We start from the raw sequence: 13,304 nt of genomic DNA, 5'->3' as shown, positions 1-13,304 counted from the left end.
TTATTTTGCTACGGCCTTCTCCTTCTTAGGAGAAAACAAATTTTTAACATCTATCTGATGTTTTATAAGGTCGTCAAAGGTCTCTCGCTCTCTAATTAATATAGCTTTGCCCTCGTGCCACAATACTTCCGCTGGCCTAAACCTAGAGTTGTAATTACTTGCCATGGTAAAGCAATATGCACCTGCATTTTTAAAGCAAAGAATATCGCCTTCACTTATTTCATTAATTCTTTTATTGCTCGCAAAAGTATCGGTCTCACAAATGTAACCTACAACAGAATAGTAACGTTCTCTACCTTCTGGGTTGGAAATGTTCAAGATACGATGCGTAGCTCCGTAAAGCATTGGGCGTATTAGATGGTTAAAACCAGAATCAATACTAGCAAAAACAGTAGAAGTAGTTTGTTTTACTACATTAACTTTTGCAAGGAAGTTACCGGCTTCGCTCACTAAAAATTTTCCTGGTTCAAAGGCAAGTGTTAGTTCTTTACCGTATTCTTTGCAGAATTCGTTGAACCTGGAACCTAATTTTTTACCCAGTTCTTCAACGTTGGTTTCAATATCACCATCTTTATAAGGTACTTTAAAACCGCTTCCGAAATCTATAAAATCTAGATTTTTAAAGTTTTTAGCGGTTTCAAAAAGTATTTCTGAGGCGTATAGAAAAACATCAATGTCTAAAATGTCACTTCCGGTATGCATGTGTATACCGTTAATGTTCATATTCGTAACATTAACAATGCGTAGCAAATGCGGAATCTGATGAATGCTAATACCAAATTTTGAATCGATGTGGCCCACGGAGATATTCGCATTTCCACCTGCCATAACATGAGGGTTGATACGAATACACACAGGAACATCTGGATGCTTGCTGCCAAACTGCTCTAAAATAGAGAGGTTGTCTATATTAATACGAACGCCCAATTTAGAAGCCTCTTCAATTTCTTCTAAAGAAACGCCATTAGGTGTAAAAATGATAGATTCCGGTTTAAATCCTGCAAGCAATCCTAATTGTACTTCTTGAATAGAAACCGTATCCAGGCCGCTACCTAAACTGTTCATCAATTTAAGTATAGCTATGTTGGATAACGCCTTAGCGGCATAATTAAGTTTTAACTTCTTTACACTGCTAAAGGCACTTGTAAGTCTCTGAAACTGAGAAATTATTTTTTCCGAATCGTAAACGTAAACGGGGTCTCCATAGGTTTTTGCTATATTTAGCAAATCGGCATTATTCATATCCTTCGGTATTTAATGCAAATTTAACCCCTTAATCCCATATGCGCAAAAAATCTATCACAATAATAAAAAATACAACAAATTGTTATTTTTGAAACAAACTAGGGTGTGATATAAGTTTGTCGTTCGTCAATTCGGTTGTATTTTTAAACCAAATTTATATTATGAAACTGGCGCTACTACCTCTGCAATCCATATTTTTTCCGGGTGAAACCGTACCTCTGCATATTTTTGAAGACCGTTATAAGCAGTTGATCAGAGACTGTAGAAAGGAAGCGGTAACCTTTGGGATTCCCGTGTATATAAATGATAGTATGACTTTTGGAACAGAGGTGCAATTGGTAGAGATTGTAAACACCTACGATGATGGTAGTATGGATGTTACCTGTGTTGCACGCCAAGTTTTTCGTATTCTAAGTTTTGAAAATCAGATGGGCGGAAAACTGTATGCGGGCGGTAACATTCAATTTATATATAGTGTTAGGGATGCAGATAAACCCTTGAAAAAGCGGGTACTGGATAAGATACATGAACTCTATGAGCTCATGGGGGTGCCTTATACTGTATTACCCTTAGAAAAATTCAACAGTTATGTGCTAGTACATAAGATGGGACTTTCATTTGATCAAGAATACAAGTTGTTGCAAATGCCAAGTGAGCGTGATCGCTTGTTGTTCATGGAGTCTCATTTGGTCTCTACTATTTCTATGCTGAGCGAAGTGAACCGAACTAAAAAGACCATAGAGATGAACGGTAACTTTAAGAATTTTGACCCATTGGATTTTGAGGATTTTAATCTATAAGTATCAATTTTATAAACGGAATTTTTTATTGAATGGATACAAGTGCAGTATTTGGCTGTTGTAGCTTGGTTTTAGTTAAGGGTTTTCAAAAAGAGATTGTATATCCATGCAACTAACTCCATATTTCATTAGTCTAAATCCTTTGCGTTTGCTATTTTTGCTTCTGAATCTAAATATACCTTAATATATGAATCTTCACGAGTACCAAGGAAAAGAGATTTTGGCCAGTTTCGGTGTGCGCATTCAGCGCGGTATCGTGGCCCATAATTCAAAGGAAGCCGTTGAGGCTGCAAAACAACTAACTGCAGAGACCGGAACAGGTTGGCACGTTATAAAAGCCCAGGTACATGCAGGTGGCCGTGGTAAAGGTGGAGGTGTAAAATTGGCCAAAAACCTAAAAGAAGTAGAGGAGATCGCAGGGAACATTATTGGAATGAACCTAATTACCCCTCAGACTTCTGCAGCCGGTAAAAAAGTACATCAAGTTTTAGTTGCCGAGGATGTATACTACCCGGGCGATAGCGAAACTAGTGAGTTTTACATGTCTGTTCTATTAAATAGGGGAACAGGTAGAAATATGATTATGTATTCTACGGAAGGTGGAATGGATATTGAGGAAGTTGCCGAGAGCACTCCACATCTTATTTTTACCGAAGAGATTGATCCTGCTACAGGTCTTTTACCGTTTCAAGCTAGAAAAATAGCTTTTAACCTAGGGCTTTCCGGAACTGCTTTTAAAGAAATGACCAAATTCGTTGCTTCTTTGTATAAAGCGTATGTAGAGAGTGACTCTAGCATGTTTGAAATCAACCCTGTATTGAAAACATCAGATGATAAAATTATGGCAGTAGATGCAAAGGTGTCTATTGATGATAATGCATTGTACCGTAGAAAACAGTATGCAGAAATGCGCGACTTACGAGAGGAAAACCCGATCGAAGTTGAGGCGGGTGCGTTAGGATTAAACTATGTAGACTTAGATGGTAACGTTGGCTGTATGGTTAACGGAGCCGGACTTGCAATGGCTACAATGGATTTAATCAAGATGGCCGGTGGTGAGCCTGCCAACTTCTTGGATGTTGGTGGTACTGCAGATGCGAAAAGAGTTGAAGAAGCGTTTCGTATTATTTTAAAAGACGAGGGTGTTAAAGCAATTCTTGTAAATATCTTTGGAGGTATTGTGCGTTGTGATCGTGTAGCAAATGGTATTGTAGAGGCTTACAAAAATATGGGAGATGCTATTAAAGTTCCTATTATTGTGCGTTTGCAAGGAACCAATGCAGAGATTGCAAAAGAGATTATTGATAACTCTGGTTTAGCGGTACATTCTGCAGTTCAGTTTCAAGAAGCTGCGGATAAAGTAAAAGAGGTTCTGGCTTAGAATTTTCTGCTTTTAATAAATTTTAAAGAGGGGTAAGCGTCACAGTTTATCCCTCTTTTTTATTCTCAATTTATCCTTATTTTTTATTCTCGATGGAAGCTATTTTCCAATAGCCAGATTTGTATATGGCTCAGGTATAGGTAAAAGCTGAGGTATCGTTAGTTTTTGCGCCTATTTTATGACATTACTGTTTTTTAGTGTTAAATTTTAGTAAATAACCAGTATGAGACCTGTATATTGTAATATCTTTAACATGAATTAGTTATCTGAATTAGCAAAACAAAACAACAAATCATGAAAAAATCAGTTTATGCCCTTATGGTGATGATGGCGCTGAACATAGGCTACGCATTTGCCGGTACACCAGAATTACACGAACCAAAAGCATTAAAAGTTCTTACTTCGCAAATCTATGAGTTGCTAGGAACAAATGTTATTCCTAATGATATTAGGGGCTCTAAAGCAGAAGTTAGGGTTGCTGTTGATGAAGGAAACTACTTAAGAATTCTTTCAATAGAAACAGAAAACGAAGCTTTGAAAGATTTTTTGAAAAGTGCGATTGACTTTGAAAAATTATCAAAAGGTACTTTTGAAAAAGGAATTGTATATCGTATTCCAATTGAAGTTGCAAAGCGATAAAAAGCTCATTTTATAATTGAAAAAGCGGTCTCTTATTTGTAAGGAGACCGCTTTTTTTTATGGGTGTTTAGTATTTAAAATGCTTCCAGAATACCATCATAAACCACTTCTCCGTTAATTATATTTAGCCCTTTCTTAAGCGCTGGGTCTGCATCAGTAGCATTTGCCCATCCTAAATTGGCTAGTTTTAATACATAAGGTAGGGTTACATTGGTAAGTGCAACGGTAGATGTATACGGAACAGCTCCGGGCATATTGGCAACTGAATAATGTACAACATCGTCAATAATATAAATAGGGTCTTCATGAGTGGTGGGCTTCGTGGTTTCTACACATCCGCCTTGGTCTACGGCAACATCTACTATAACCGTCCCTGGTCTCATTTCTTTCAGCATATCCCTGGTAATAAGATTTGGAGCTTTAGCTCCTTTTAAAAGAACGCCGCCAATAATTAGGTCATGCGTTTGAATATGCTTTCGGATATTAAATTCATTGGAGAACTCTGTCACTACATGAGGAGGCATAACATCATTTATATGTCTAAGTCGCTTCATGTTAATGTCTAATATGGTAACTTGAGCCCCAAGGCCTGCAGCCATTTTAGCCGCTTGAACGCCAACTACACCGCCACCCAATACCAATACTTTGCCGGGCGCAACACCAGGTACTCCACCTAAAAGAACACCTCTTCCTTTTGCTGGTTTTTCTAAGTATTTGGCTCCTTGTTGAATTGCCATTCTCCCGGCCACTTCGGACATTGGAGTAAGTAACGGTAAGGTGCCATCTGTGTCTTCGACCGTTTCATAAGCAATACAGATAGATTTGCTTTCTATCATTGCTTTGGTCAATGGCTCACTAGAGGCAAAATGAAAGTAGGTGAAAACTATTTGATCTGGCTGTACTAAATCGTACTCCTCGGGCATAGGTTCTTTGACCTTTACGATCATTTCACTAATGCCATAAACTTGGCCTATAGTGTCTAAAATAAGTGCTCCTGCTTTTTTGTAGTCATTGTCAAAAAAACCGCTTCCATCTCCGGCACTGGACTGAACATAAACAATATGACCTTTTTTAGTTAATTCAAAAACACCACCAGGTGTCATACCTACGCGGCTCTCGTTATTTTTCACCTCCTTTGGGATACCAATTGTCATAATTTTTTTTAGATAAATTTAATAAGTATTTTCTAAAATTAGTTGTCTTCTGAAGGTTGTGAATGATTATCGATACCCGCGTATGTATTAAATTGGCCGGATAGGTCCGTTTCTTTGCTTTTCTTTACTTTTTCAATTAGATAAGGAATAAAAGAAACCGTTATCATACCAAAACCTATTAATAGTAAAATTGCAGGGTTGATAAAGAAATCGCTAAAGGTGAATATTCCTATGGCGAGCATGGTAGAAAACGGTAATGATAATGCCAAAATATTAACGGCAAAATTGATGTCAAAGGTTGGTTTATCCTGCTTATCTTCTTCTTCCATGGAGCTAATTGCACTCATATGGGCAAAAGGCCAGAAACTACATGAGCTTTGCGGGAATACTATTATGAGCAAAACTAATGGTGCGGCTAAGCCTGGGAATAGTAAAATAAAAATAGCGGAAAGGCAGAATGTAATTCCTGCTCTACGTGTTAAGAGAGAGAGGATAAGGCCAAACTCACCAGATTTAATACGTACTGCCATACCAATAAACAATAGTATAAGAGGTGTCATTATAACTTTTATGCTCAATGCAGTATTTTGTAAAAAACCAGGCAATGATTCTATGTTAAACCCGAAAGACAATAATAAAAGACCTACGATGATAACCATATTAATAGGCTCTTTTATTAAGGCTAAACCTAAACCCTTTAATTTGTTAGAGGTTGAGGTTTGTAAATCTTTTAAAGCTCTTTTTTGATACCAGTGCATAGCAACCATATAAAGCAGTATCAGAACAAAAATTTTGTTCCCAACATCTGCTAGGGCGGCCAGTGCTACGGAGTCATCACCTAAGTAAATGGCAATGAACGGAAAGCAGGAAAGTCCTGGAGCCAACGAAGGCATTAGCATCATGATAGTTCTTCTTTTTGAACTTTCCTCTTTTGGTACCGATGAGTTCAATAGGTATTTTGAAGCCAATAGCATAACAAGATTAAATGCCAAGGCCAGTAGGGGGAAAATCAATAAGGAACTATCTAATTTTATTTTTAAAAGGGCGACGAAAATTACGGCCGGTAAGGCAACGCTTAGTATAATTACCTTGACGCCTTTAAGGTCTTGTTTTGCTACTTTTTTTTGCAGTAACAGCCCTAAACCAATAATGAGTAAAAGTTCTAACGTGTTTTGAAGGGCAAAATTCATAAGGTGTTCAGTTTAAGAGTTATGGATGTGAGTAGGTAAAAAGGAATGAATAACCCAATGAGAGCCAATATCTAGGAATATCAAGGCAGTTGACGATAAAAAACATCGACTCTCAGGGATATTACATAGTACTTAAGCGAGGACTTTCTGTAGAGCTGTACCAAAAACTTTCATTTCTTCCATAGTACCCATACTCACACGACACCAGTTTTTATCCATGATGTCAAAAGCACGTACACCAACACCTTCCGCAGTCATTTTTTCTAAGAATACTTTTCCTTCCATTTCAATTGGGAAAAGGATAAAGCTGGTAGAAGAAGGAACATACTCGTAGCCCATTTTGTCCAATACACTATAAACATACTCCCTGCATTCTGCATTCAGTTTTCTAGATTTGTTCTGAAACTCAATATCGTCCATACTAGTAGATGCCGCAAATATGCTAGGGTAGGAGATACCCATACCGCCACGTGTTATTTTTTGAATTTTACCTAGGGTAGTTTCTTGAGCAACAATATAGCCTAGGCGTAAACCGGCCATACCGTGTATTTTAGAAAAAGTACGAGCTATGATTACATCCTTACCTTCATTGATTAATGATACCATACTTTTTTCCGCTGCATCATCTAAAAAGCCTAAATATGCTTCATCTATAAATACAGGAACCTTTTCCGATACACGCGAACAGAAATCAAGAAGTTCTGCATGGTCCGTCATACTACCTGTTGGATTGTTCGGGTTACAGATGTAAACCAATTTGGTATCAGAATCTATTGCGGCTTCCATTCCGGCAAGGTCATGGGACCAATCATCTTTTAACGGAACAGGTTTCCAAGTGGCACCTGTAGCCTGAGCTACTTTTATGAGCGACATGTATGATGGGTCTGCAGATACAATGTTTCCTCCATCGGCAAATAATACCATTGCAGTTTTTTCCAATAAATCCGATGAACCCGGACCGGTCATAATATTCTTGGCGGTTACTTTTTCTTCTGCCGCTATTTTTTCCATCAAGTCAAAAAGCTCTTTCCAAGCATATCTGTTCCCTAAATGTGCAGACTCCTTAAAAGCTTCAATTGCCTTAGGAGATGGGCCATAAGGGTTTTCGTTGGCATTTAATTTAGCCAATAACTTTACCGTATCCGGAAATACTTCAGAGTTGTACTCCTTAAAAAATGGACTGTAAAGTGTCTGTCCTTCAGCGTTCGTAGGAAATCCGTTTACGTAAGTGGATTTACCAAACGTTACATGTGGAATAACCATTGCGCCTGCGGCAGTTATCATTCCTCGTTTCAACCAAGCTCTTCTGTCTAAAGTGTTCATAATGCTGTCTGTATTTAAGTTAAAAAAGTCTAATTCATTTCTACTGGTTCGGCATTTGCGCCTAAATCTCCCGAAGCAACAATGGTATCATCAGAGTCGCTTAGGTAGATGTTTATGTGGGAATCCATCTCAGGGATAGAATCATAAAAACTGGTGTCGGAAATAATGAAGAATTTATTCGTCGTAAATTCACCGCTATCTCCGGAAACATCGTCTAGTGCAATCATTGTAGTGGTTCCGGTGCCTACCATTCCATCCATAATCAAAGCGGGATGCGATAGTCCTTCTATAGTATTGTATAGTGCAATCTGTACTAAAGTGCGGTCAAGGTTATCTTTCCAGAAAACAATTCTTCCATTTACATTTGATCCTGCGGGGTCAGTAGCTGCTACGGTGTATGCCATGTACTGGCTAAGTGTGCCTCCTCCTTCAGCTGTTGTAAGAACGGGGTCCAGTCTTTCTTGTTCACAAGAGATGAGACCTGTGGCGACCACCATTACTACTAAAATGTTTTTTATATACTTTATCATAATTATCTTTTTTAAGTTTTACCGGATATTCTTTTCTATAGTGTAAAGGTTAACCTACCGAAGTAGTAAGATCCCGATGATCCTTGCTGATAGTTAGAATACAAGTTGAAGGTCCTTAATTCATACCTTACTATTTCTGGGTATTCATTAAATATGTTGTTACCTCCTATGGTGAAACTGATTTTGTCTGAAAAGTTGTAAGTGACACCCATGTCCGTAGTGAACTCAGGCGTGAAATATTGATCGGCATAACCTGTGCTGCCATCTAGTAAAGTACGTTCTCTGCTATCTCTAGTTTGAACCGAACCAAATCTTGTACCTCTTAGCATAGCTGAGAATTTACCAATAGAGTAATTTAATGTTCCTATGATCTTACTACTTGGTGTACCGGTTTCAAACTGTCCGATAAGACCTCTGTTTACGTAGTTGTCAGCCAATTCTTCATCCGTAAGATTGGTGTTTAGGTCAGGGATATTTACATTTTCAAATTTATTCTCTCTAAATGTTCCCGAAAGGGTCACTCCTAACTTGCCTGCACCAATATTCTTATTATAGTTCAGTACGGCTTCAATACCTTTAGTACTAATGTCGCCACCGTTGATTCTAAAACTAGCTAAACCGCTACCGATGATTGGAGAAAGCACAGGAGCTTGGCCTGCATCAAATTCACCAGTTTCAAAGATTCTATCGAATATGTCAATTTTATAGGCATCAACAGTTAGGTTCACTTTTCCTATTTTGGTTGTGAAACCTAAGCTGTAGTTTCTAGAACGCTCTTCTTGTAATTGACCTATGCCCAATGCTCTTGCAGCAGAACTGCTATTAGGGTATAACGTACCGTCAAATGGCTCTAGACCAACGAAAAAAGTATAACTGTGCGAGTAGTTCAATTCTTGTAATGATGGAGCTCTAAAGCCACTGCTGAAAGAACCTCTCAATGCAAAATTATCGCCAATAGAATAACGTGCGGCTACCTTACCGGTCAATACGTTACCAAAATCTGAGTAGTTTTCTAAGCGAAGTGCTCCGGAAACTAAGAAAGCTTCGGTAACATCCAATTCCATATCTATATAAGCGGCCATTACCGAACGGTAAGAGTTACTTTCGTTTTCAGGCGCAAAACCTCGGAAACACTGGCAGTTTAATGCATAATTTTTAACCAATTCCTGGCTAACTCCTGCGTATGGTAATACAACAGGGTTTCCGGAATCGTCAACAATAGGAGTTCCGTTTAAGTCCTCTAAAGGAAAACCGTCAGGACCAACTAATGCTTGATTGTCTTCTGTTGCGGTAACTACACCTGCTGTTCCTGCTGTCCAACTTTCTTCTTGGCCAGCAACAATAGCATAGTTTTCAACTCTTAATTCACCACCAAAAGCTACGTTAAGTCCAGATAGGATATCATCATAATAGTTTGTGAAATCCAGATTTAATGTGTTTTGGGCAAAACTGTGCGTACCTAAATACATTTCTGTTGGTGAACTGGTTCCGATACTTGCATTCCAGGTATTGAACATGCCGTATTTAGCGGAATTATAACCGAAGGTATTGCTCAGGTCAAAATCAAAATCACCAAGCTCTCCGGTAAGTCCCGTGGACAAAGAAAGATTGTATTGATCCGTATAAATTTGAGGTCTAAATCCGTTAGGGTATAGGTCAAAACTAGTTCTGTCCGCTTGTGCAGCTCTTCTGTAGAAACAGCTATAAGCATCTGAATACTGGTAACCGAAATCCCCAAAAGCATAAAAATCCGTAGTTTCACTCAACGGATTTTCAAGATTAAAGCCAAAGCCCATGAGTGTCTTGGCCGGGAGTCCTGAATACGTTGCTACATCTACTTGTTCAATATCTCTTGCTGCCATGAGCCCTTCTACTGTTGTTAACGTGCTCATTGCTGCGGTGTTTCCGCTTGCTTGTGCGGCAACTAGTTCTGGGTTGGTTATTACGGGTCTTCCGTTTACATCTGTGGTTTGGTTGTTCAAATAGGTATCGCTGTAAAGCGGAGCTCTATCTATCTCAAGAACAGTAGGGCGTATGGTTCGTTCGGATTGGCTTATTAATGCAGATACATTAAAGTAACCACCATTTTCGAATCCGATTCCGTAATTACCGTCAAATTGAAAATTAAAACCATCCCAATCACCGGAAGACCTGTTTAAAGCTTTCTCGCCATCGGTTAAGTCCGAATCACTAAAATCGGGAGACTTGTTAGGATAGCCACCCACAGTAAGGGTTCCAGTAAATTCACCGGTTCCCTTTTTGGTAACTACATTGATTACCCCTGCAATGGCATCTGAGCCATATTGTGCCGAGGCACCGTCACGAAGTATTTCAATACGGTCAATACCAATGGAAGGTATAAATTTCATGTCCACCGCATTAGAAGGTGTACCGGTTTGCGATGCGGCTAATATGGCCGAGGTATGTCTTCTCTTTCCGTTTACCAAAACCAACATTTGGTTAGGTGCCAGACCCCTAAGGCTTGGTGGGCTAACAAATGATGATAGGTCTCCACCACCACTAGTATATGCGGTGAATGATGGTGCCGACGCAGCCAACATTTGGGAAAGATCTTGTTGAGGCATATTAATAGCTTCTTCTTTAATATTTATAACATCTACCGGAACCGGAGTGTTCAGTTTGGTTCTAGGTTGTCCCCTGGAGCCAATTACAATAGTTTCCAGCAGTTGTTCTGCTGCCATGGCCAAGGTTACGTTTACGGTTGCTTGGCCGCCTACCGGAACTTCTTTAGTTCCGTATCCTAAGGATGAGAATATAAGGATAGCATCTGCCGGAGCGTCTATCGAATAATTTCCATCAAAATCAGTAAGTGTTCCTTTTGTTGTGCCTTTAATAATAATGTCTGTGCCTGGTAGCACGACTCCTTCTTCATCTACTACCGTACCGGTAATAGTCGTCTCTTGTCCGTATGATATCATACAGTTTAAAAATAAGAGTGATAGTATTAGAGCTTTCTTCATAAGTACAAGGTTTTGGTTGATACTAAACATTGTTCATTTGCCCAACCACACCTTATCCAATCGGGGGACGGTGGTCAAATGTGATAAAAGAAAAGTTCCGGATACTTAACGTGTCGATGGTCACTGTTTACGACCTAACGACACCACAATATTAGGGTGACTTTTTGGTTTAAAAAAATTCGGCAAACCCTGAAAACACTGTGTTTTAGTTAGTTATGACAATAAAATCTAACGAATTGGTATTTTTGAAGGAAAAATTGAACGATATGACAATTTTCAGATTTTTTAATTTTAAAAATCTAACGATATGTAAATATTGCGTTAAAAAACCATTTTTATGGTATTGAAAATTTGGACTAGGCAATTTTTAATTATATCCATAAAAAAACGGGTTTAATTAGTGAATTATAACTGATTTTTTGAAATCATTAAACTATTTTTACTAAAATCCTTTAAATGGTAAATTAAATGGAAGATTTTTTATGTTAACAAACCTGATTATCAAGGATTGAAGGAAAAATGAGGGGGAAAAAATAACCGAGAAAAATACTACAAATGAGAGATAAACTTGATTCAGTAGACCACAAAATATTGACTTTATTATCAGATGATGCACAAATGCCCTATACCGAAGTAGCCAAGCGGGCAGGCATATCCCCAGGAACAGTACACATGCGAACGCGAAAGATGAAAAACATGGGGGTTATTAAAGGGGCTACCCTTAGTTTAGACTATAGTAAAATGGGGTATAAGATGACCGTTTTTTTAGGTATCTATCTGAGAGAAAGTTTTTTATACAAGGTGGTAATAGAGGAGTTAGCAAAAATTCAGGAGGTAGTTAAAATTCATCACAGTACTGGTAAATATGATATTTTCATTAAGGTCCATGCAAAAGATAGTTTGCACTATAGAAACCTATATCAAGAAGCTATACTTACTATAGAGGGTATAAGAGGTATTGAATCCTTTATTTCCGTGGAAGAGAATATGAGTAGGCACATTAATTTTGACAGCTGATAAACTAAATCATAACTATCTGTTAAAGTCTAGTTTTTCCAGTAACAATTCAATTTATGCGTCGTCTTTAAGGTAGTTCATCAAATCATTTAAAACGACAATTATGAGAAAAATTAGTTTATTCTTGGTAGCTGCAATGCTGCTGTCTGTGAGTACCGTCTCTGCTAACGAAGGAGAGAACAAAAAGTCCGCAAAGAAATTATCAGTACAGATTTACGATTTATTAAGTTACAATAGCTTGACAAGTAATGAAGTTGACCAAACTGCCTTTGCATGTTTGACGTTAAATGAAAATCGTGAGATTGTAGTTCTATCCGTAGATGCGGCCAATGAGGTTGTTGAGGCCTTTGTGAAAGAAAGTCTTCACAATCAAAAGGTAAGTGTTAATGAGTATAAAGAGGGAAGATCTTATACTTTGCCAGTTCGTATTGACGGATAACTCTTTTATGAAAATTTTTAATCCTGGGTGCGACTCATCATCGAGCTCAGGATTTTTTTTTGTTCTTATATTTTACGTTGGTAATATCATTATTGACTCTCTTCTGCTGCTGAGTCTTAAAATCCGGTCTTTTAGAGTGGACGGCTTTTGCTTTTTTAACCACTTTTTTTGAAAGCACTTCACCTGGAGTAGTGGGGTTTTCTTTTGTGCCTCTTAAATGTATAACTAATCCGTTTAAAAAGTTACGGAGAACTTGATCACCACATTCTCTATAGTTGGGGTGGTCTTCCTTTCTGAAAAAAGCACCCAATTCACTCTTACTAATATTAAAATCTACTAGTTTTAAAATGTCTACAATATCATCATCTCTCAACATCAAAGCGACTCTAAGCTTTTTGAAAACATCATTATTGGTCATAATTGTAAATTTTGTGACAAGGTATTACAAATAACAGAGAGAACCATGTTCGTGTACGATATTAGTGAACCGATAAATAGCGTAGTCTTGTCTACTTTCTATATAATACGGACAGTTTAACGGTAGTCGCTGAAACAAAATGCCATTTTGACATTATCGAACACATCAAAAGTGTCATAAAGTCAGT

Annotated in this window: 12 protein-coding genes; 5 read left to right on the top strand and 7 right to left on the bottom strand. The window is 38.1% G+C overall.

Annotation, left to right across the window (positions count from 1 at the left end):
• On the bottom strand, positions 1-1,242 hold the full coding sequence (gene lysA / locus P0077_RS02725) for a diaminopimelate decarboxylase (RefSeq protein WP_194524371.1): 1,242 nt from the start codon (positions 1,240-1,242) through the stop codon (positions 1-3).
• Positions 1,243-1,406: 164 nt separating this feature from the next.
• Between lysA and P0077_RS02720 the strand changes: the two genes are divergently transcribed.
• The 3 genes from P0077_RS02720 (at position 1,407) to P0077_RS02710 (ending at position 4,065) form a co-directional block, all read left to right on the top strand.
• Complete coding sequence (locus tag P0077_RS02720) at positions 1,407-2,045, top strand: LON peptidase substrate-binding domain-containing protein (RefSeq protein WP_276167634.1); 639 nt, start codon at positions 1,407-1,409, stop codon at positions 2,043-2,045.
• A 187-nt stretch (positions 2,046-2,232) separates the two neighbouring features.
• Positions 2,233-3,426, top strand: coding sequence for an ADP-forming succinate--CoA ligase subunit beta (sucC, locus tag P0077_RS02715; protein ID WP_276167633.1), 1,194 nt, complete (start codon positions 2,233-2,235; stop codon positions 3,424-3,426).
• Positions 3,427-3,720: 294 nt separating this feature from the next.
• Positions 3,721-4,065, top strand: coding sequence for a hypothetical protein (locus P0077_RS02710; RefSeq protein WP_276167632.1), 345 nt, complete (start codon positions 3,721-3,723; stop codon positions 4,063-4,065).
• Between the two features lie 74 nt (positions 4,066-4,139).
• Here P0077_RS02710 and ald read toward each other — a convergent pair whose 3' ends face one another.
• The 5 genes from ald to P0077_RS02685 all read right to left on the bottom strand — a co-directional run bounded on the left by ald (position 4,140) and on the right by P0077_RS02685 (position 11,243).
• A complete protein-coding gene (ald, locus tag P0077_RS02705) occupies positions 4,140-5,219 on the bottom strand; it encodes an alanine dehydrogenase (RefSeq protein ID WP_276167631.1) in 1,080 nt (359 codons plus the stop codon).
• Positions 5,220-5,257: 38 nt separating this feature from the next.
• Positions 5,258-6,409: an AEC family transporter gene (locus P0077_RS02700; RefSeq protein ID WP_276167630.1), complete on the bottom strand. Its 1,152-nt coding sequence runs from the start codon at positions 6,407-6,409 to the stop codon at positions 5,258-5,260.
• Between the two features lie 132 nt (positions 6,410-6,541).
• A complete protein-coding gene (locus P0077_RS02695) occupies positions 6,542-7,732 on the bottom strand; it encodes a pyridoxal phosphate-dependent aminotransferase (protein ID WP_276167629.1) in 1,191 nt (396 codons plus the stop codon).
• A gap of 29 nt (positions 7,733-7,761) precedes the next feature.
• Positions 7,762-8,262, bottom strand: coding sequence for a hypothetical protein (locus P0077_RS02690; RefSeq protein WP_276167628.1), 501 nt, complete (start codon positions 8,260-8,262; stop codon positions 7,762-7,764).
• Between the two features lie 35 nt (positions 8,263-8,297).
• On the bottom strand, positions 8,298-11,243 hold the full coding sequence (locus P0077_RS02685) for a TonB-dependent receptor (protein WP_276167627.1): 2,946 nt from the start codon (positions 11,241-11,243) through the stop codon (positions 8,298-8,300).
• A gap of 555 nt (positions 11,244-11,798) precedes the next feature.
• On the opposite strand from P0077_RS02685, the gene P0077_RS02680 reads away from it, so the two are divergent.
• Positions 11,799-12,260, top strand: a complete 462-nt coding sequence (locus P0077_RS02680; protein WP_276167626.1) for an Lrp/AsnC family transcriptional regulator — start codon at positions 11,799-11,801, stop codon at positions 12,258-12,260.
• Positions 12,261-12,363: 103 nt separating this feature from the next.
• Complete coding sequence (locus P0077_RS02675; protein WP_276167625.1) at positions 12,364-12,699, top strand: hypothetical protein; 336 nt, start codon at positions 12,364-12,366, stop codon at positions 12,697-12,699.
• 46 nt (positions 12,700-12,745) lie between these two features.
• Here P0077_RS02675 and P0077_RS02670 read toward each other — a convergent pair whose 3' ends face one another.
• On the bottom strand, positions 12,746-13,117 hold the full coding sequence (locus P0077_RS02670) for a DUF1456 family protein (protein WP_276167624.1): 372 nt from the start codon (positions 13,115-13,117) through the stop codon (positions 12,746-12,748).
• Positions 13,118-13,304: the final 187 nt, after the last annotated feature.

Source organism: Zobellia alginiliquefaciens (assembly GCF_029323795.1).
In the GTDB taxonomy this organism is placed as follows: Bacteria; Bacteroidota; Bacteroidia; order Flavobacteriales; family Flavobacteriaceae; genus Zobellia; species Zobellia alginiliquefaciens.
The sequence above is the reverse complement of the archived record's forward strand: the minus strand, read 5'-3'. Positions and strand labels throughout refer to the sequence as shown.

Bases quoted from the DNA above. Each gene is read 5' to 3' on its own strand.
- lysA (WP_194524371.1), bottom strand. From the start codon at position 1,242: ATGAATAATGCCGATTTGCTAAATATAGCAAAAACCTATGGAGACCCC.
- P0077_RS02720 (WP_276167634.1), top strand. From the start codon at position 1,407: ATGAAACTGGCGCTACTACCTCTGCAATCCATATTTTTTCCGGGTGAA.
- sucC (WP_276167633.1), top strand. From the start codon at position 2,233: ATGAATCTTCACGAGTACCAAGGAAAAGAGATTTTGGCCAGTTTCGGT.
- P0077_RS02710 (WP_276167632.1), top strand. From the start codon at position 3,721: ATGAAAAAATCAGTTTATGCCCTTATGGTGATGATGGCGCTGAACATA.
- ald (WP_276167631.1), bottom strand. From the start codon at position 5,219: ATGACAATTGGTATCCCAAAGGAGGTGAAAAATAACGAGAGCCGCGTA.
- P0077_RS02700 (WP_276167630.1), bottom strand. From the start codon at position 6,409: ATGAATTTTGCCCTTCAAAACACGTTAGAACTTTTACTCATTATTGGT.
- P0077_RS02695 (WP_276167629.1), bottom strand. From the start codon at position 7,732: ATGAACACTTTAGACAGAAGAGCTTGGTTGAAACGAGGAATGATAACT.
- P0077_RS02690 (WP_276167628.1), bottom strand. From the start codon at position 8,262: ATGATAAAGTATATAAAAAACATTTTAGTAGTAATGGTGGTCGCCACA.
- P0077_RS02685 (WP_276167627.1), bottom strand. From the start codon at position 11,243: ATGAAGAAAGCTCTAATACTATCACTCTTATTTTTAAACTGTATGATA.
- P0077_RS02680 (WP_276167626.1), top strand. From the start codon at position 11,799: ATGAGAGATAAACTTGATTCAGTAGACCACAAAATATTGACTTTATTA.
- P0077_RS02675 (WP_276167625.1), top strand. From the start codon at position 12,364: ATGAGAAAAATTAGTTTATTCTTGGTAGCTGCAATGCTGCTGTCTGTG.
- P0077_RS02670 (WP_276167624.1), bottom strand. From the start codon at position 13,117: ATGACCAATAATGATGTTTTCAAAAAGCTTAGAGTCGCTTTGATGTTG.